The following is an 18,444-nucleotide window of genomic DNA, read 5'->3' on the forward strand; positions in this document are numbered from 1 at the left end:
GGTGAGTCGATGGCTCAGCCTGGAACTACCCCACCCCCGGCCGAACCCGGCCGGCGAAGCGGGCGCTTCCGGTGGCTGAAATGGGTGCTCGGTGTCGCGCTGGTCGCCCTGCTCGCAGTCGAGGGCACGATCATGTGGCCGCTCCTGAGCGAGTACTGGCAGGCGTTGACGGAAATCCATTGGGGCTGGGTTGCGGCGTGTGTGGCTGCGCAGGCGGTATCGCTGAGCGCGTATTCGGCAGTGCAGCAGCGACTGCTCCGAGCCGCCAACGTGATAGCCGGGCATTGGAAGAATGTGTCGGTGATCTACGCCAGCACGGCGATGGCGTTGACCTTGCCCGCCGGTCAGGTGTTCTCCACCGCGTTCACCTACAAGCAGACCCGCAAGTGGGGAGCGACGCCGGTGGTGGCGTCGTGGCAGCTGGCGATGTGCGGGGTGATCGCATCGGTCACGCTCGCTCTGCTCGGCGCTACCGGGGCGGTGGCGTTCGGCTCCAAGGTGAGTCCGGTGACGATGACCATCTCGATTGCCGGAATGATCGTACTGTTCATCGGCCTTCGGTACATCGCACGCAATCCGGGCAGCCTCGAGCGGATCGGGCATCGGATCCTCGCCTGGTACAACCGTTTCCGCAAGAACGAGACGGGTCGCGGGATGCGGCGCTGGTCGCAGATTCTCGGCCAACTCGACTCGGTTCAGCTCGGGAACACCGACACCGCAGCCGCTTTCGGGTTCTCGGTGACGCACCGCGTCGCAGACTTGCTGTGTCTAGGTTTCGCGTGCTGGGCAGTCGGCTCCGATCCTTCGTTCGCCGGGCTGCTCATCGCGTTCACCGCAGCCAAAGCTGTCGGTAGTATTCCGCTGCTGCCGGGCGGTCTCGGCGCCGTGGAACCCGTCCTGGCGGTGGCACTGACGGTCGCCGGCTCCTCGGCGGCACAGGCCGCCGCTGCCGTATTCGTCTATCGGATAGTCAGCCTCGTCCTCGTGGCACTGGCCGGGTGGCTCGTCTTCCTGATCTCCTTCCGCGCCACCCATCACGAGGATCCGGAGCTGAATCTCGCGTACGAGAGCCGGGATCAACCCGGCAACTGAGCCAGTAGTGCGTCCGCCAGACCGTCGAGATGCGCTCGGCTGATCCGCACTGCCGCATCCGCGTCACCCGCTTCGATCGCATCCACCAGCTGGCGGTGCTCGTCGGCGTCCGGCTGCTGCTCCGAGCGAAGGTCGAGTACACCGATCAGCTCGAGTAGCGCCGCGCGTAGACGCGGCACGAACGTCTCGAACAGCTCGGAGAGCACCGGATTGTGCGCGGCGAGAACCACGGCGCGGTGGACTGCGATGTCTGCGTCGACGAAGGCGGCGTCGCCGGCATGGGCGGCGGCGGAGCGCCCGTCGAGAGCGCGTCGCAGTGCGTCGATATCGGATGCGTCGCGGCGTAGGGCAGCCAGTCGGGCGGCTTCGAGTTCGACGGCGTTGCGCACTTCCACGACGTGCAGGATCGCCTCGGCTTCGAGCACTCGCGGCCACTGGTCCGGCGGGGTGATGCTGCGCAGGAACACTCCCGCGCCTTGACGCGATTCGAGCATTCCGAGCCCGGCGAGAGTGCGTACGGCTTCCCGGATCGTGGATCGGCCGATCCCCAATTCGGCAGCGAGAGTGGTCTCACCTGGCAGTTTCGAGCCGACTTCCCATTCACCACTTACGATGCGGGCGCGCAGCAGTTCCGCGGCCTGGTCGGTGAGCGGGCGTCGCTGGACTGTCGGTGGCACAAAAACTCCTCAGGTTGTCTGATAAGTGATTTCGCTCTAGTGTAGCCCGCATGCGCATCAGCGGACTTCTTCTCGACCGCCGCGGCGGGGCCTGACAGACCGGCACCCCGCCGCGGGGTTTCGCCGTGCCGGTCGATCGTTCACCTCGACCAGCAGGAGCCACCCGTGAGCACCACCTGGAACAACCAGAAACCCTCCCCCATGCCGTCCGGTCGATACCGCGCCGCGTGGGATCGCGTCGACATCCCGGACGTCGAACGCACCTGGCCCGCCGCCCGTACCACCGAAGCACCGTTGTGGGTTCCGGTGGATCTACGCGACGGCAATCAGGCGCTCGCCGAACCGATGGACCCGGCCCGCAAACGTCGCATGTTCGAACTGATGGTCTCGATCGGCTACAAGGAGATCGAGGTGGGCTACCCGTCGGCCAGTCAGACCGATTTCGACTTCGTACGCGACCTGGTGCGCTTGAATCTGGTGCCGGACGACGTCACGATCGTCGTATTCACCGCCGCCCGAACGGATCTGATCGAACGCACCTACCAATCCATCGAGGGTTTGCCCCGCGCGGTGGTGCACATGTACACCGCGACAGCCCCGACGTGGCGCAACGTCGTACTGGGAAAGGAACGAGAAGATTTGCACGCCATGATTTTCCGTGCCGCCGAAGACGTCGCGCGCGGCGGCGAAGGCCAGGACGGATGGCGTTTCGAATTTTCCCCCGAGGTGTTCAACCTGACCGAACCCGATTACATCCTGCAGGTGTGCAACAGCCTCACCGAACTATGGGACGCCAGTACAGATCGTCCGGTGATCCACAACCTGCCCGCCACAGTCGAAATCGCGACACCCAACATCTACGCCGACCAGATCGAGTACATGCATCACCACCTGACACGTCGCGAGTCGGTGATCTTGTCGGTCCATCCCCACAACGACCGCGGCACCGGTGTGGCCTGCGCCGAACTCGCGGTACTGGCCGGGGCGCAACGCGTCGAAGGCTGTCTGTTCGGAAACGGTGAGCGCACCGGCAACGTCGATCTGGTGACACTCGGACTGAATCTGCATGCGCAGGGCATCGATCCGATGATCGACTTTTCCGACATCGACCGAATACGTCGAACTGTCGAGTACTGCAACAGAATTCCCATCCACGAGCGACACCCCTACGGCGGCGACCTGGTGTACACCGCTTTCTCCGGCACTCATCAGGATGCGATCAAGAAGGGGTTCGCCCACCACTACGAACGCGCGGCGGCGGCCGGCGTCGACCCGTTGCACGCCCCGTGGGAGGTGCCGTACCTGCCGATCGACCCGGCCGACGTCGGCCGCGACTACCAGGCCGTCATCCGCGTCAACAGCCAATCCGGCAAGGGCGGGATCGCGTACCTGCTGCAGTCCGAGTACGGCGTCGAACTGCCGCGTCGACTACAGATCGACTTCGCATCGCGTGTGCAACTCGAGACCGACGACTCCGGCTCGGAGATGACCGCCGATCAGTTGTGGAACCTGTTGCTGCGCGAGTACGGATACCAAGGGGGAATACGCCGATACGCGGTGGAACACACCGAAGCCGGTGACCATCTGCTTGTCGTGTTGGATCAGGACGGCCGAGAGGCCGTCGCCCAGGCGAATGCCGCCGGCCCAGTGGACGCTCTGACCGAGATTCTGAGCACGTTCGGCACGAGCATCGAGGTCCTCTCACTGACCCAACACGCTTTACCTGTTGCCGCCGATGCGTCGGCGAATGCGGGCTCGGCGGTGAGCATCACCGAATGCGTTGTGAACGGCGAGAGTCGGTGGGGCGTTGCGGTGCACCAGTCCGTGACCGCGTCGGCTCTGCACGCGGTGTTCTCGACAGTTCGAGCAAATGTGATGCAGGACACCTGATGTTGCGGAAGTATTCCTTCGGGCTCATAGTTGAGAGAAGAAGAGCTTGAACCTTCAACTACTTTTAAAGGGGACATCATGACCACCACCACCTTGCCTGCACTGACCGCCGGAACCTGGGTCATCGACGCTGTTCACTCGACCGTCGGCTTCTCCGTACGCCACCTCGTGGTCTCCAAGGTTCGCGGAACCTTCGACGAGTTCTCCGGAACCGTCACCGTCGCCGAGGACGGAACGCCGTCCGTCGAGGCCGAGATCTCCGTGGCCTCCATCAACACGCGCAACGAGCAGCGTGACGGGCACATCAAGTCTGCCGACTTCTTCGACGTGGAAAAGTTTCCGAAGGCCACCTTCAAGTCCACGGCAGTGCGCGCAAAGGGCAGCGACTTCGTCCTCGCCGGCGATTTCACCTTGCACGGCGTCACCCGCGAGGTCGAACTGAACCTCGAGTTCAACGGCGTCAACCCCGGAATGGGTCACGGCCCGGTTGCCGGTTTCGAGGCCACCACCGTCATCAACCGCAAGGACTTCGACATCTCCATCGAAATGCCCCTCGAAGGCGGCGGAGCTGTTGTCGGCGACAAGATCACGATCACCCTCGAGATCGAAGCCGGCTTGCAGGCTTAGGGAAGAGGCTTCGCGCCCTGTGCGCCTTTTTGGTAGTGGTCACTACCAAAAAGGCGCACAGTCGTATTGTGGTCGCGTGAAGAAGTACGCACTCCCCTTGTTGATCGACGCCGTCCTCGTGATCGTCTTCTGCGCGATCGGACGCCGAACCCACGACGAGGCGAATGCAGTGGCCGGGCTGCTGAAAACCGCCTGGCCCTTCCTCGCCGGGCTGCTCCTCGGATGGGCGGCGACATACGCGCTCTACCGCGACAAGTTCGTCCCGGAGCTGATTCTCCCCACCGGCATCATCGCCTGGCTGTCCACCGTCGCGATCGGCATGGTCCTGCGCGTGATCAGCGGTCAGGGCACCCAATTCAGCTTCATCGTCGTCGCGACGACGGTTTTGGCGGTCCTTCTACTCGGATGGCGCGCGCTCGCTCCCCTCCTGAACAAGGTTCTTGCACGTTGACGACGTACACAGCACCTCTCGAGACAAGCGGGACCGCCGTTTGCCGTCACTTCCAGTCGAGTTGACCGTTCACGACGACCGGCGTCGCGTCACCACCGAAGGCAGTGCCGTTCTCGCGACTGTCCACGAGGTCGATGACCTCAGCGCTGACAAAACCCAGCGCGGGCCGTCGCCGGTACCTACCTTGTCGAATTTCGGTCACGCCCGTTGAGTGGGCCCGGTCTGGTGAGGCATTCCTGGGTCGCGTCCGGATCATTGTGATCGAATGCGCCGGGTAACTACGACAATCAACTCGAATCTGGCTGAAGTCCCTGCTCACGCTCTCTCGAAACTTCTTTGGGCTGCACCCGAATCGACTCGGAACGAGCGACCGAGGTGTCCCGGGTCGGTGAAACACCACTCCGCGGCCAGAACACCGATCCTCGTGCAGGATTACGTGCCGCACGCACTTCACACCCTCGACTCCTCTCGTCTACGACGCCCGCGAGACCGCCCCACCGTGTCGGGTTCCGTGACTGTCCGTCTCATACGTCTCCCCTGGTAAGACCGGCGCGAACCTCATGCAGACCGGAGGTCGGTATCCTGGGTTCGAACCGTCGACGACGAACTACGCTGGGGGCGACCGTGAAGCTCTGGACCTGGTTGATGATCAAGATTTCCGAAGTCGGTAGCTCGCCGCGGTTTCGCAAGATCGCCGATTCGCCGATCTGGGCAGGAAGTGCCGACCGGAAACTCTGATAGGCGAATCGCCCCCGGCGTCAGTTGCCGTCGACGGCGCGCCGATAGTCGCTCGGGCTCGAACCCAGGTACCGCTGAAAATCCTTCGCCAGGTGAGCTTGGTCGGTATAGCCGAATTCAGCGGCAATGGTCGCGAGGTCGGTTGCCGGATCGGCACGTGCCGTGTCGGCCGCCTCCTGCAGCCGTCGGCGCCTGATGAGTGACGTCGGAGTCAATCCCACGTACTTCCGAGCGAGCCGCTGCAAGGTTCGCGGCGAGACAGTGAGCCGCGCCGCCACGTCGCCGAGTCTGATGACGTCTCGCTCGGTTCCGATGAGTTCCGCCATGGTGTTCGCCAAGAGTCCGTCCGCGGTGATCGCGATGTTGCGGCCGACGAACCAGTCGACGAACACCTCGACTGCACGCGCTCGACGCGCGTGTGGCCTCGTTCCGCCCATCGCTGCGGCAATCGAGCCGTGCAGATCCGGAAGATCCAGCGGCACAACGGTATCGCACAGTTCGCTCGGAACGTCGGTGAAGTGCGCAATGGCCGCCGGCTGCAACAACGCTCCGACCGCCCAGCCCTTGCCGGTGAGATCACGGTGCGTGCTGCGCGTGGTAGGCCCGGCGAATTCGACGCCGCTGTCGGTGACGACGAGGTTCGATGTCGGAAACGACATCACGTGCTGGCGTGACGTGCATCCAGGCTGAATGTCCCACTCGGGGATCCAGAACCACCGGACCAGATCGGCGACCAGCTCCGGCGCGGGTAGCCGATGAAAGGTCGGCAGTCGCTCCGGATAGAGGATACCGGTGAACGATTCGACCATGAACGAATCTCCTTCCGGCCTGTCGCACATTTACAAGCGCCAGGGTAACTGCTATCCGTAGCGTCGAATACATGACCGAAACATCGAACGACTTTCCGACCGCCGCCAACGGAACCCACACCACGAATGGTATTCCGCACGGGTCGACGTCATTGACACCTTTCCTCGCCGTTGCCTCGGCAAAGGACGCCGTGAATTTCTATCGCGATGTCTTCGGCGCCCGCGTCGTCGACGCCACCGAGATGAACGGCGTCGTCGTCCACGCCGATCTCGATTTCGGAAACGGCCGCCTTCAAATCGGGGAACCCAATCCGGACTACCACCTCGTTCCTGCACCGAGTGGTGACGACGACTGCTACTCGCTCGGGTTGTACTGCGCCGACGCCGACGCGCTGGTGACCCGCGCCGTCGATGCAGGGGCGACAGTTCGCGAACCGCTCACCAATTTCGTTTCGGGCGACCGCTTCGCAAGTATCCGTGACCCGTTCGGTGTGCGCTGGTCGATCATGACCCGGGTGGAAGACCTCTCCGAAGCGGAGAGCGCCGAGCGCGTCGCGAAGTGGGCGGCCGAACAGGGCTGATTGATCGTCCTCTGCTCGCGCTCGACTGATTCGGTGGACCGAAGGCCGGCTCCTTATGAGTAGTGCTCTCGCAACGATCGCAATCATCAGCGAGCAGCCCGAGGGACTCGACCAACCGATTCCCTCGCATCTTCGCAACGTCAATCGGTTTCGTTCCACGGGAACAGCACTCAGCAGGATTAATGACAAACCGCTCGAGACGAGCACTGCACTGCTCATTGTCGCCGCCGTGATGTTCGCCGCCCACCCCGTGTTCCGGTCCTGTTCGAACGAGGCGGGATTGGACAACGCCCGTGCACCACCGGCACCACTCGGCTCGTCTCGCTCGGTTTCATTACGCGAGCCGTGACGCTCGGATCGACTTGCTCGGCGTTGGGCTTGCCCTCACTTCCTTCGACGCAACGGTTGCGGGCACTTGGGCTGCCACACTTAGTTCTTCGCTCCACCTGCCGTGCGCACAACGCACGGCATACTGACGGCTGTCGGTTGCCTGATCCTTGCGACGGCGTTGCGACGGATATCCGCCAACGGCGTCGTTTCACCGAGTCCGTAACCGGTCTGACGATCGAACGGGCTGCGAAACGATGCGGCTTCACCACCTCTCGTGGATTTGCCTCGGCGTTCGTCAACTGCCGGACGGGAACCTGCGTCGCTCCGGTGAAGTCGGTGATCGCCGCCGCAGTACGAAAGGCGTGATAGCGCCGCCATCGGTCACGCACTCGTTCCCAGCCTTCCGGCGGCCGATCGGCGGCCCATGTATGTCGCGGCGACGGCATAGACGATCGCGCCGACCCCGGCCGATACCGTCATCGAGACAACCCCGTGAGCCAACCCGACGACGGTGTCACCGACTTGCACGATCGCAGACAGAATCAGGACTGCGGTCAGGCTGACCCGTTCTCGTCGGACGATGACGAATATCGCCGCGAGACCCAGCGGAATATTGCGTACGGCGACAAGATCACCGAAAAACTTCGCAGACGAATCGGCGATGTCGTCGGTCGGCAGCATGGTGTCGGGGGCGAACACCGCGATGAAGCCGAATACGACGACCACAACGCTGAATACTGCAGCGAGCGCGAGCGCGACCACTGCCGCCCTCGAGTACCTGATATCTGAGGATGCGAGTGAAACCATGTCGTTCTCCTTGTCGTGTCTGCCGGAGGTTGTCAGGCCCGCGCGCTCGTGTGCGCATCTTCGGTCTCGGATTCGTTTGCGGGGTTGACATTCTCGTTGTGTTCCGACGCGCGGATGAGGGCGATCGAGACGAGCGCACCGACGATCCCGACCAGAGCGGCTGTGTAGAAGGTGATGTTCAGCCCGGCGGCGAACGCCGAGTGGACGACGCTAGCGAACTCCGCACGCGCCCCGCTCTGAACCGCTCCGATCAGTTCGTTGCCGCCTCCGCCGGCCACGGCGCGTGCGGCCGTGTTTGCGTCGGCGATCCCGGCATCGGCAAACTCTCGACTCACTCGGGCCTGGAAGACCGTGCCGAGCAAAGCGATTCCGAATACCAAGCCGAGCTGCCTGGCAGTGTTCACTGCCCCTGCCGCCATGCCGCCGCGGGTAGGTGGCACCGACGACATGGCAGCGGAGACCAGCGTCGGCGTTGCCAGACCCACACCGCAGCCCGCGACGACGAGGCCGGCGATCAGCCGCGTCCAACTCGAGTCGGCGTTGAGGATTCCTTGCAGTGCCGCGCCGATGGAGATCAGCAACAGTCCGCCGCCGATGATCCAGCGCGGATTCGAATCGTGCAGGTGCCTGCCGATCGCTCCACTGACAACGAAGCCAGCGATCGCCAGCGGCGCCGCACCTGCCAATCCTGCCGCGACCGGGCTCATTCCGCGATCGGTCTGCAACCAGAGTCCGCTGTAGAGCAGATAGCTGAACGCCGCAAAGTTGAGCAGTGCCGAGCCGACGAGGATGCCGGTGAACGATCCGTTGCGTAACAGACGAAGATCGAACACAGGGTCGGCCACGACCAGTTCGACCACCACGAACACGGCGAGCGCGAGGACTGCAATCCCCGCGGACAGGACGAACTCCGCGCTCGACCAGCCTTTCGCTCCTGCCTCGATGAGCCCGAAGGTGGCAGCGGCGGCGGCAACGGTGAACAGGATTGTTCCGGGGTAGTCGAGGCGACGCGATCGGTCACCCGTCCCGTTGATCCGGAATACCCGGTAGGACAGGACAATCGCGATCACACTGACGGGGATGTTTATGATGAACACCCATCTCCACGAAATCTCCTCGGTGAGAAATCCTCCGAGGACCGGGCCGATTCCGCCCGCCGCACCGGCAACCGCACCCCACACCCCGAAGGCGATTCCACGGTCCTTCCCCGAGTACGAACTGCTCAACAGCGCGATACCGGTCGCCAGCATCGCTGCTCCCCCGATTCCTTGAACGGCGCGGGCGGCGACGAGGATCGAGAGATCCGAGGCAATGCCGCACACCAGCGAGGCGAGCGCAAACACCACAAGCCCGCATACGTAGATTTTCGCGTGTCCGACGCGGTCGGCGAGCCCCCCTGCTCCGAGGAGCACGGCGCCCAATGCCAGTGCGTAGGCGTTGACCACCCACTGCAAGTCGGCCAGATCGGCGCCCAGGCTCCGGCCCATGTGAGGTATCGCGACGTTGATGATCGTGACATCGATCAACAGCATCAAGGTACCGAGCGCAACAGCCACTAACGGTGTCCATTTTCGCATGTCGGACCTCCTCGATTCATATGTACCGACGATTCGACTGTCGTCTGCGCAGGATGCTAGGAGGCGGTTGTCAGGCATTGACATCTGCAGTGACTCTGATGAGTATTTCTTCCATGCATCCCGACTACGTCGAGAAAACCGCCATTGTCGATGCCGTGGACATGCAGTTGATACAGGCGTTGTCGATTCACCGTCGAGCTTCGTTCGCATTGCTCGCCGCGGTACTCGGGTTGTCCGAGCAGACGGTCGCTCGCCGATACCGTCGCCTGCAATCGGAAGGGATACTGCGCATCGTCGCGGTGGTCGACACCGGTGATGCGTTGCAGACCAACTGGACCTTGCGGCTCCGGTGTAGCGCCCAGGTTGTCGAGCAGGTCTCGGCGACGCTCGCGCGGCGTACCGATGTGTCGTGGGTGTCGATTGCCGCCGGCGGCTCGGAGATCGTGTGCAACGTCCATTGCCGGACTTTGCAGGAGCGGGAGTCGTTGCTGCTGAACAAGCTTCCGAAAACACGGTTCGTCGACCATGTCGATGCCAGTGAGTGGATTCACGAGTTCAAGAAGGATGAAGGCGCGGACTGGCAGGCATACGGCGACTACCTGAGTCTGGATCAATGCGCAGTACTGGAAGCCGAGATCGTCGGCCGTGCATCCTCGACTGCAGCCAGTGCGTTGACCGCCGAAGACATGCCGATGCTCAGTCTGCTGGCCGTGGACGGCCGGACGAGCGTTGCTCGCCTTGCCCGCGCTACCGGGCACACGTACGGGCGAACCTCACGCCGGCTCGACGCGTTGGCCACCAGTGGCACAGTCGCTTTCGACATCGACATCGCCTATGAATTGCTCGGCTATCGATCGACGTCGTATCTGTGGCTGACGGTCCACCCGAATCACCTGGCCGAAGCCGGGCAGTTCCTTGCCGGCCAGCGTGAAGTCCCCTTCGTAGTTGCCATCACCGGTCGCTACAGTCTCGCGGCAGCGGTCATCTGTCGAACTGCGGCAGATTTGTACGATTTCGTCACCACGAAGGTGCGGATTCTCCAAGGGCTGAGCAAGTTGGAGGTCTCACCGATCATCAGAACAGTCAAACAGGCCGGAGCCCTACGAGACGGCCTGCGGCTTGCGCCACCGGCTCCGGCGGTCGGCTGACACCGGGAGTCCGGAACCTACGGCGCGAGATTGCCGGCTATCACGGTGTCTGCTTCCGCGTGTCCAACGATTTCGGCGGAATCGGGAAGTGCCGTGATGTTCCAGTCTGCGGACGCGACCGATCCGGTTCGATCGAGTCTGGCCGGGGGCGGCCAGACCGCCCCCTGAGACCGGAAGGTCACGTTCGGCGAGTCGTTAGGAGAGTTCGTATCCGTAGACCGGATAATTTTTCAGGAGGGCCAGAAACGAGATATGCCGACAAACTGCCATTCGAATAGGACACTTTCAGGATGAGCGATACCGAAACCGATGCCCGGAAAGATCGCCGCTTCTTCGGGCAGCCGTTTGCACTGGCTAATCTCTTCGGCGTCGAGATGTGGGAACGATTCTCGTTCTACGGGATGCAGGGCATCCTCATCTACTACCTGTACTACAGCGTCAACGACGGCGGCCTCGGTATCAGCCAAGGCGCTGCGACCAGTATCGTCGGCGCCTACGGCGGAACGGTGTACCTGTCCACCATTCTGGGCGCATGGATAGCGGATCGTCTTCTCGGATCCGAGCGCACCCTGTTCTACAGCGCGTCACTGATCATGACCGGCCACATCGCCCTGGCAATTCTGCCTGGAATGTGGGGCGTCGGAACCGGTTTGGTGATGGTTGCATTCGGCAGCGGCGGCCTCAAAGCCAACGCCACGTCCCTGGTCGGCGATCTGTATGCCGAGAAGGACGAGCGCCGCGACGCCGGATTCTCCCTGTTCTACATGGGTATCAACATCGGCGGTTTCGCCGGACCGCTGCTGACGGGAGCCGTTCAGAAGGCGTGGGGTTTCCATGCCGGATTCGCGGTTGCGGCCGTCGGAATGGCGCTCGGACTGTTTCAATACACCGTGGGCCGCAAGCATCTCCACGGTATCGGGACACATCCCGGCAATCCCCTTCCCCGCGAGAAGGGGCCGCTCTACATCGGTATCGCGGCGGGTGCCGTGGTGGTGATCGCCGTCGTCACGGTAACGGGGTTGGTCACTGCCGACAATCTCTCCAATGTCGTCGTCGGTCTGACGATCGTTGCCGCGGTGACGTATTTCGCCTTGATGTTCACCAGCACGAAGGTAACCAAGGTCGAACGCAGCCGCGTAGTTGCCTTCATCCCGATGTTCATCGCCAGTGCCGTATTCTGGTCGTTGTTCCAACAGCAATTCACGACGGTTCCCGTGATCGCGGACAAGTTGTTGAACCGCAATCTCTTCGGCTGGGATTTCCCACCCAGCTGGGTGCAGTCGATCAATCCGGTGTTCATCATCGTCTTCGCGGGATTGTTCGCTGCGATGTGGACCAAACTCGGACCCCGCCAACCATCGTCACCGTTGAAGTTCGCGGTGGGTACCGGCCTGATGGGATTGGCCTTTCTCGCGTTCATTCCGATAACGGGTGGCGGGCCGAACAGTGCTCCGATTCTCGGGCTGGCCGGGGTGCTGCTGCTCTTCACCTGGGCGGAACTGTTCCTCTCGCCGGTCGGACTGTCGCTGGCCACCAAACTGGCGCCCGAGCATTTCCACACACAGATGGTGGCGCTGTTCTTCCTCTCCGTCGCTCTCGGGTCGTCGTTGTCCGGCACGTTGGCGGGATACTTCGACATCGACGACAGTCGGCCGTTCTTCCTGATCATCGGTGGCGCGTCCATCGCCATCGGCGTGATCCTGGCCGTGATGTCGCCATGGATCAAGAAGTTGATGCACGGCGTCCAGTAGCCGTCACCTGACCGCGAGCCAGATCGCCAAGCCGAATCCTGCCAGCGCGACCGCCACTCGTAGAAGTGAGGGCGGGATCTTCTTGACCACCAGCGGCCCACACCAACCGCCTGCCAACGCTCCGAGAGCCATCGATGCCGCCGCACCCCAGTGCACCTGCCCGGAGAAGGCGAACAAACCGGCCGCTACCAGGTTCGCAATACCGAGGAAGAAGCTCTTGAGGATGGTTGCCCGCCAGATGCTTTCGGATGTCAGTATCAGTGTGGCGGCCAGGAAGACGATTCCGGCTCCGGCCCCGAAGTAGCCGCCGTACACGGCGACGCCGAACAGGGACGCCGAGTACAAGCCGGGGCGGTCCGCGCCACCGGAGCGCTTCCGAATCTTCGGTTGCAGGAGCAGCGCCAAGGCCGCGACAGCCACCAGTGCCGGAACCGTGGCCTCGAAGGAGCCTTCGGGCGCTGCCCACAACAACACCGCACCGACGACGCCACCGGCTGCCGAATAGAGCGACCATCGCACCAGCTTGGGTCCGGTGTCGGCCACTTCACGCGAGGAGTTGGCCAGCGCGCCGATGCCGACGGCGACGAGCGCGACGGTGTTGGTCATGTTGGCGCTGACCGGCGGCAGTCCCACTGCGAGCAGCGCCGGATACGAGACGATGGACGCGAGACCGGTCACGAAACCGACCAGACCGCTGAAGAAACCTGCTACGACGAGAAATCCGATATCAAGCAGGCTCACGAACCGACAACTTACCGGGAATCGTAGGGCAGGCTGTCGGCAGGGACTCCGCCGCTGACTACATCAGTTGGCCGCAGGTGCCGAGAGTTCTTGAAGGAACTTCGCCGTCATCTGCTGAGCCCGGTCGCCACCGTCGGCGTCGGCGACGAAGACTGCGAAGGCAAGATCGCCGCGTGATCCGAAGAACCATCGATCGTCGCCACTAGCTGCGCCGACAGCCTGCACGTCGGGATAGCCGACCAGACCGCCTGCTCCCTTCATGGCTTCGCGCAACCGATCGTTGACATCGGCGGGCAATGCCGGCGCAGATGTCCCTGCGGTCCCCGGTTGCCCGAAGATCATCGTCGGCAACACTGCGCTACCGCGCGCGATCGAGGCCGCCAGGACCGCCATGCCGAACGGAGTCACGGCCGGGCTGTCAGATCCGGTCGAGGTCCGCGAGGCCATCACGTTGCTGACTGCTTGATCGGCGGAGGGCCGGTCCGAGGCAAGCACCGCGGTCTGCTGTTCGAGCCCGGGAATGATCAAACCTGCACCGAGTCCGAGCTGTCGCCCGGTGTCGGCGAGCTGTTGGGGACTCACTGCACCCGGATCGACACCGTTCTGGATCGAACTCGCCAGACGCACCAGGTCCAGTGCGCCGCCGGCCGGTTGTAGGCCGGTGAAGGCAATGGGGCCCTGTTCGAGTGCCTGATTGTTCTGCGCGGTGGCCAGGATCGCGCCGTCGGACGGTCTGATCGCCACGATGGCGGCCGGGGTTCCGGCACTGACGACCGCTTCGATCGCTGCCAGTTGAGTTCGCGAATCGAGGGTTGCCGCGACATCAGGGCCGGGCGGACCTTGGAACCCGGCTTGCCTGATCCGGGCTCCGTTCTGATCGATCAGATTGACTGCCCAACCCGCCGTCGCATCGCGATTGTCCTGCCAACGCGTGCGCAGCGGGTCGAGCAATGGTGACGTGATCCGGCGATCGGAGGCGATCAGTTTGGGGGTCTTGACCACCACTACGCCGGGGATGGCGAGGTCGTCTTGCAGATACAGGTAGTCGGGATCACGCAACTGAACCGCGGTGACCTGATTTCCGGGGTTGGCGGCGAGCTCGGCAAGCATGGTGTCCGAGGTCACCAAGGGAGCGACGGGTTCGATCACCTCGGCAAGACGACGGGTGGTCTCTACCGGGTCGGCCATGGTAGCGGGGTCGAGGGTGATGCTGTTGATGGTCTGCTCGTTCATCAGCAAGGTTCCGGAGCTGTCTACGACCTTGGGTGCGGGTGCGTCGGTCCGGGTGTAAGCCACGGTCGCACCTCGGCCGAGGCCGGGCACCACGGCATTGGGATCCCACGAAACTCGCCACCCCACGGACAGGTCGCGAACCTCGCCCTGCGACTGGTAGCTCCAGTCCTTGCCTTCACCGAAATTCCAGGAGGCGTCGAGGGTGAAGTAGCTGGAATCCGACCCCAGATCCATCACCTGGGCGACACCGAAGTTCGCCGAGTCGGCCGGCAGTCCGTCGAAGATCTGCGCGATGGAAGTACGTGCCGCGTTCGGATACGAGGTGAGGGCGGCGGCGGCGTCGACGTCGTGGTTGTTCAGTGCATCGACGAAATCCTGCACCACGGAGGAGGCATCTGCCTTCTCGCCGCCGATCACGCACGACGCCAAGCCCACCGTCAGCACGACGGCAGTTAACGACGCCAGGACGAATTTTCCACGACGGTTGTGCAGTACTACGGGCCCCATACCTGCCACTCTTCACTCCTGTCACATGAGCCACAAGCACGACTTGCCTACAAACGTGTCACGGTTGAGATACGACGATACTGCGCCAGTGCCGTCCATGACGAGTTTCAACGGAGAAAAGCGCCCGCTACCTGCACCGCAGGCGCAGAGCTCTCACCACCTTCGACAAACACGGCAAAAGCCACGTCTTCCCGAATGCCTACGAACCACCCGTGCGCCGGACCACCCGCAGTTTCGGCGGTTCCGGTCTTGCCCAGCAGCCCGGAAATATCGTTCAGTGCGGTGGCAGTTCCACCCGTGATCGTCTCGCGCATCATGATCCGCAACTGTTCAGCCACCGATGCGGGGACAGGCGGAACGGTTTGGTCGGCCACTCCCGGTCGACCCTGAACGAGCATCGGAGTCGGGGTGGAAGAATTCGCGATGGCGGCGGCCACCAAGGACATACCGAACGGTGTGGCGGTTACGGCGCCTTGGCCGATCGCCGATTCGACACGTTCGGCGGGCGTGCCCGCCGCCGGAACATCGCCCGTCACCGTTGTCAATCCAGGCGTCACGTAATCGATTCCCAGACCGAATTGCAATGCTGCGTCGTGTAGAGCATCTGCGGGCAAACCGACCGCGAGTCTGGCCATCGTGGTGTTGCAGGACTTGGCGAATGCGGTGTGCAGGGGTACCGAACCCAGGTCGAACTCGTCGTCGTTGGGGATTTGACGGCCTTCGACGTTTTCTGTTCCAGGGCACGGCAGAACCGTGTCCGGAGTGGCTACTGCGGCCTGCAACGCCGCCGAGGTGGTCACGGTCTTGAACGTCGAACCCGGTGGATACAAGCCTGTGAGCGCGATCGGACCCTGGGCATCGGCGGCGGCGTTCTGCGCCACCGCCAGAATCGCCCCGGTCGACGGGCGCAACGCTACGACGGCCGCCGGCTCACCGACCCCGGACACCGCCTTCTCCGCTGCGAGCTGCGTCGGTCGATCCACAGTGGTCGCGATGTCCGGCGCCGCCGTGCCGTCCTGACCGGCCACGGTGTCGACACTTCCGTCTGCTTTCACCGACTGCACGGCCCACCCCGCCGACGCGTCCTGCCCCTGCTGCCACAGCTCGGTGAGGCCGCTGAACAGGGGCGACGACAACGATTTGTCGACGGTGAGCAGGCGTGTCTGGGGTGCGAGCGTGACGCCGGGGATCGCAGCCAATCGGTCACGGATCGGATTCAGATCTTCCTCGCGCAAAGTGATTGCGGTGACGGGCTTCCCCTTTGCTTCGGACAGGTCCTGCCGGAGCGAGTCGCCGGTGATCGTGGGAGCAACAGGCGCCACAAGTGCGGCGAGGGCATCGACGTCCACTGCCGGAACAACAGCGGGATCGAGATCGACGAGAGTCACCACCTGCTGCGTCAGGAGCGGTTGCCCGGCGGCGTCCGCTACCTGCGCCGGCGTACCGCTGGTGGGGGTGTAGCGCAGTGTCGTGGACGACGCCAGGCCCGGAGCGAGAAGGGCCGGGTCCCATCGAATCTGCCAGGTGTCACCGTTCTTGGTCGCGTTGCCGTCCGTGGAGTAGGTCCAGTTCTGTCCGTCGGCGAACGTCCAGGTTGCGCCGAGGGTGAACGTACCGGCATCGCCGCCCGACTCCTTGGCGTCCGACACGGTGAACTTTCCCTTGTCCTTTCCCAGTCCGCCGATCAACGACGCGATCGCAGCCGACGCCGCGGCGGGGTCGGTGGTCAGGTTCGCAGCCGTATCGACGTTGCCGCTCGAAAGCGCCGAAGTGAATTCCGCGGCAGCCGATTTCAGCTGGTCCACCCCAGCACTACAGGCCACCACGGACGCGGCGGCCACCACCGACACGGCAAGCACGGCGACGCTACGAGGAGAATTTACGAACCGACCGCGAGCTGGTGACGTACGCATCTTCTCGATCATGCCCGAATCCGCCGACCGCTGCGATGGCCCCACGCGTACTCGGCCAGACGGTGGCGCGATGCGCGATATCGGAGTAATCATGTAATCAGTGCAATGATCTACGGCCAACCCGGCTCCACACTTTCAGAGGAGTAAGAACATGAAGAATCCCTCGAGCCCCCGCGACCGCAAGTTCGGCCGCCCGGGCGGCTGGCAACAAGCGTCGGTTCCGGACGCGAGTGACGCGGCCGACTGGTTCGCCGGTCGCCTCCCGGACGACTGGTTCGCCGGCAACGCCGATGTTCAGGTCGACCGCGAGGAGATCGTCGTCATCGGCGAACTACCCCCGGTAGACGGCGGAGCCGCCGCTGCGGACGGCCGGATCTCACGATTCCGGGAAAGTACCCGAGATACCCGAATGACCATCGCCGACGAAGCAGAGGCGCGGTACGGGCGCAAAGTCGCGTGGGGAGTACGCATCGACGAAAAGACGGTCCTGTTCACACATCTCGCCGTTCCGGTGATGACACGGTTGCGTCAGCCCGAACGCAAGGTCCTCGACACCCTCGTGGACGCGGGGGTTGCTCGTTCACGGGCGGACGCACTCAAGTGGACCGTACGACTGGCAGGCAAGCACAGCGAGCAGTGGCTCGCCGAATTGCGAGAAGCAATGTCCAAGGTCGACGACCTACGGTCCGAGGGCCCGTCCATCTGATTCCGCAGGCGGGGCTCACACAGGAAATACCGCACCGGGCATACTGATCCGGTGATGCTGAATGTGACGAACCCGGTGGACGGAACACGTATTGCGTACCAGGTGATCGGTGACGGACCACCGTTGTTGATGGTGCACGGCACCGCACTCTCGCATGTCATCTGGCGCGGATTCGGATACGTCAAAGCGCTCCAGGATCACTACCGGCTGATTTTGGTCGATGTCCGCGGCCACGGACGGAGCGAGAAGCCGCATCACCCTGATTCTTACGCAATGGATCTGGTGGTCGGGGACCTACTCGCGGTACTCGAGACGGAGTCCCCGTCGGAACCGGCACACGCACTGGGGTACTCGTTCGGAGCTCGAGCAGTTCTGTCCCTCGCCGTCGGACATCCCGAGCGCGTCCGTTCGGTCAGCGCGGGCGGCGGAAGCAGCAGGCCGATGGCCGGCGCGTTCGACGCACTGTTCTTCCCGGGTTGCATCGACGCCCTCGAGACGCAGGGCATCGACGGCTTCCTCGCCGGCTGGGCCGCCCGTCGCGGATCGCCGGTCGATTCACAAACCGCGCTGGCCTTCCGCAGCAACGACCCGATCGCCCTCGCCGCCTACATGCGTCGATCCGATGTAGAGCCGGGCATCGACGATGCTGCACTGTCTGCGATGCAGATTCCCACCTTGCTGTTCGTCGGTTCTCGCGACAAACAGCGTATCGCCGACTCGCGGCATGCGGCTGCGTTGATTCCGAACAGTTCCCTGACTGTCGTCGAGGGCACCGATCACGCCACCGCAGCCGCTGCCTCCGGGCCGGTGCTGGCCGCGCTGATCCCCTTCCTCGACGACGTCTCCCGCAGCGGCACCAGCTGACG

At 63.5% G+C, this 18,444-nt stretch carries 17 protein-coding genes; 9 read left to right on the forward strand and 8 right to left on the reverse strand.

Annotation, left to right across the window (positions count from 1 at the left end):
• Positions 1-9: 9 nt before the first annotated feature.
• Positions 10-1,092: a lysylphosphatidylglycerol synthase transmembrane domain-containing protein gene (locus tag ABH922_RS19250; RefSeq protein ID WP_424808435.1), complete on the forward strand. Its 1,083-nt coding sequence runs from the start codon at positions 10-12 to the stop codon at positions 1,090-1,092.
• Here ABH922_RS19250 and ABH922_RS19255 read toward each other — a convergent pair.
• Entirely contained in the window at positions 1,077-1,769 is a 693-nt protein-coding gene (locus ABH922_RS19255) for a FadR/GntR family transcriptional regulator (RefSeq protein ID WP_424808436.1), read from the reverse strand. The genes ABH922_RS19250 and ABH922_RS19255 overlap by 16 nt on opposite strands.
• Before the next feature lie 201 nt (positions 1,770-1,970).
• On the opposite strand from ABH922_RS19255, the gene ABH922_RS19260 reads away from it, so the two are divergent.
• From ABH922_RS19260 to ABH922_RS19270, 3 genes are all read left to right on the forward strand, one after another.
• Positions 1,971-3,659, forward strand: coding sequence for a 2-isopropylmalate synthase (locus tag ABH922_RS19260; RefSeq protein ID WP_424809727.1), 1,689 nt, complete (start codon positions 1,971-1,973; stop codon positions 3,657-3,659).
• A 78-nt stretch (positions 3,660-3,737) separates the two neighbouring features.
• Positions 3,738-4,286, forward strand: coding sequence for a YceI family protein (locus ABH922_RS19265; protein WP_424808437.1), 549 nt, complete (start codon positions 3,738-3,740; stop codon positions 4,284-4,286).
• A 76-nt stretch (positions 4,287-4,362) separates the two neighbouring features.
• A complete protein-coding gene (locus tag ABH922_RS19270; protein WP_424808438.1) occupies positions 4,363-4,737 on the forward strand; it encodes a DUF3054 domain-containing protein in 375 nt (124 codons plus the stop codon).
• A 46-nt stretch (positions 4,738-4,783) separates the two neighbouring features.
• Here the strand turns inward: ABH922_RS19270 and ABH922_RS19275 are convergent, their stop codons facing one another.
• Positions 4,784-4,939: a hypothetical protein gene (locus tag ABH922_RS19275; RefSeq protein WP_424808439.1), complete on the reverse strand. Its 156-nt coding sequence runs from the start codon at positions 4,937-4,939 to the stop codon at positions 4,784-4,786.
• Between the two features lie 556 nt (positions 4,940-5,495).
• A complete protein-coding gene (locus tag ABH922_RS19280) occupies positions 5,496-6,284 on the reverse strand; it encodes a helix-turn-helix domain-containing protein (RefSeq protein ID WP_424808440.1) in 789 nt (262 codons plus the stop codon).
• A gap of 71 nt (positions 6,285-6,355) precedes the next feature.
• Here ABH922_RS19280 and ABH922_RS19285 point away from each other — a divergent pair, with 71 nt between their 5' ends.
• Positions 6,356-6,865 carry a VOC family protein gene (locus ABH922_RS19285; protein ID WP_424808441.1) on the forward strand — a complete coding sequence of 170 codons (510 nt, stop codon included), beginning with the start codon at positions 6,356-6,358 and terminating at the stop codon, positions 6,863-6,865.
• 711 nt (positions 6,866-7,576) lie between these two features.
• Here the strand turns inward: ABH922_RS19285 and ABH922_RS19290 are convergent.
• Positions 7,577-8,002 (reverse strand): DUF4267 domain-containing protein, encoded by a 426-nt coding sequence (locus ABH922_RS19290; protein WP_424808442.1) that lies wholly within the window; start codon positions 8,000-8,002, stop codon positions 7,577-7,579.
• Between the two features lie 32 nt (positions 8,003-8,034).
• Positions 8,035-9,579 (reverse strand): MFS transporter, encoded by a 1,545-nt coding sequence (locus ABH922_RS19295; RefSeq protein WP_424808443.1) that lies wholly within the window; start codon positions 9,577-9,579, stop codon positions 8,035-8,037.
• A 98-nt stretch (positions 9,580-9,677) separates the two neighbouring features.
• Here ABH922_RS19295 and ABH922_RS19300 point away from each other — a divergent pair, with 98 nt between their 5' ends.
• Complete coding sequence (locus ABH922_RS19300) at positions 9,678-10,727, forward strand: Lrp/AsnC family transcriptional regulator (RefSeq protein WP_424808444.1); 1,050 nt, start codon at positions 9,678-9,680, stop codon at positions 10,725-10,727.
• A gap of 290 nt (positions 10,728-11,017) precedes the next feature.
• Positions 11,018-12,478 carry a peptide MFS transporter gene (locus tag ABH922_RS19305; RefSeq protein WP_424808445.1) on the forward strand — a complete coding sequence of 487 codons (1,461 nt, stop codon included), beginning with the start codon at positions 11,018-11,020 and terminating at the stop codon, positions 12,476-12,478.
• A 3-nt stretch (positions 12,479-12,481) separates the two neighbouring features.
• Here ABH922_RS19305 and ABH922_RS19310 read toward each other — a convergent pair whose 3' ends face one another.
• From ABH922_RS19310 to ABH922_RS19320, 3 genes are all read right to left on the reverse strand, one after another.
• The gene (locus ABH922_RS19310) at positions 12,482-13,219 is read right to left on the reverse strand and encodes a sulfite exporter TauE/SafE family protein (RefSeq protein ID WP_424808446.1); all 738 of its coding nucleotides are present in this window, start codon (positions 13,217-13,219) and stop codon (positions 12,482-12,484) included.
• Positions 13,220-13,282: 63 nt separating this feature from the next.
• Positions 13,283-14,959, reverse strand: a complete 1,677-nt coding sequence (locus ABH922_RS19315) for an NTF2-like N-terminal transpeptidase domain-containing protein (protein ID WP_424808447.1) — start codon at positions 14,957-14,959, stop codon at positions 13,283-13,285.
• A gap of 107 nt (positions 14,960-15,066) precedes the next feature.
• On the reverse strand, positions 15,067-16,884 hold the full coding sequence (locus tag ABH922_RS19320; RefSeq protein WP_424808448.1) for a penicillin-binding transpeptidase domain-containing protein: 1,818 nt from the start codon (positions 16,882-16,884) through the stop codon (positions 15,067-15,069).
• Between the two features lie 139 nt (positions 16,885-17,023).
• Here ABH922_RS19320 and ABH922_RS19325 point away from each other — a divergent pair, with 139 nt between their 5' ends.
• A complete protein-coding gene (locus ABH922_RS19325) occupies positions 17,024-17,578 on the forward strand; it encodes a hypothetical protein (protein ID WP_424808449.1) in 555 nt (184 codons plus the stop codon).
• 54 nt (positions 17,579-17,632) lie between these two features.
• Complete coding sequence (locus ABH922_RS19330; protein ID WP_424809728.1) at positions 17,633-18,442, forward strand: alpha/beta fold hydrolase; 810 nt, start codon at positions 17,633-17,635, stop codon at positions 18,440-18,442.
• Positions 18,443-18,444: the final 2 nt, after the last annotated feature.

This window comes from Rhodococcus sp. 27YEA15, assembly GCF_049739425.1.
Taxonomy (GTDB): Bacteria; Actinomycetota; Actinomycetes; order Mycobacteriales; family Mycobacteriaceae; genus Rhodococcus_F.

Bases quoted from the DNA above. Each gene is read 5' to 3' on its own strand.
- ABH922_RS19250 (WP_424808435.1), top strand. From the start codon at position 10: ATGGCTCAGCCTGGAACTACCCCACCCCCGGCCGAACCCGGCCGGCGA.
- ABH922_RS19260 (WP_424809727.1), top strand. From the start codon at position 1,971: ATGCCGTCCGGTCGATACCGCGCCGCGTGGGATCGCGTCGACATCCCG.
- ABH922_RS19265 (WP_424808437.1), top strand. From the start codon at position 3,738: ATGACCACCACCACCTTGCCTGCACTGACCGCCGGAACCTGGGTCATC.
- ABH922_RS19280 (WP_424808440.1), bottom strand. From the start codon at position 6,284: ATGGTCGAATCGTTCACCGGTATCCTCTATCCGGAGCGACTGCCGACC.
- ABH922_RS19285 (WP_424808441.1), top strand. From the start codon at position 6,356: ATGACCGAAACATCGAACGACTTTCCGACCGCCGCCAACGGAACCCAC.
- ABH922_RS19290 (WP_424808442.1), bottom strand. From the start codon at position 8,002: ATGGTTTCACTCGCATCCTCAGATATCAGGTACTCGAGGGCGGCAGTG.
- ABH922_RS19295 (WP_424808443.1), bottom strand. From the start codon at position 9,579: ATGCGAAAATGGACACCGTTAGTGGCTGTTGCGCTCGGTACCTTGATG.
- ABH922_RS19300 (WP_424808444.1), top strand. From the start codon at position 9,678: ATGAGTATTTCTTCCATGCATCCCGACTACGTCGAGAAAACCGCCATT.
- ABH922_RS19305 (WP_424808445.1), top strand. From the start codon at position 11,018: ATGAGCGATACCGAAACCGATGCCCGGAAAGATCGCCGCTTCTTCGGG.
- ABH922_RS19315 (WP_424808447.1), bottom strand. From the start codon at position 14,959: ATGGGGCCCGTAGTACTGCACAACCGTCGTGGAAAATTCGTCCTGGCG.
- ABH922_RS19320 (WP_424808448.1), bottom strand. From the start codon at position 16,884: ATGATCGAGAAGATGCGTACGTCACCAGCTCGCGGTCGGTTCGTAAAT.
- ABH922_RS19325 (WP_424808449.1), top strand. From the start codon at position 17,024: ATGAAGAATCCCTCGAGCCCCCGCGACCGCAAGTTCGGCCGCCCGGGC.
- ABH922_RS19330 (WP_424809728.1), top strand. From the start codon at position 17,633: ATGCTGAATGTGACGAACCCGGTGGACGGAACACGTATTGCGTACCAG.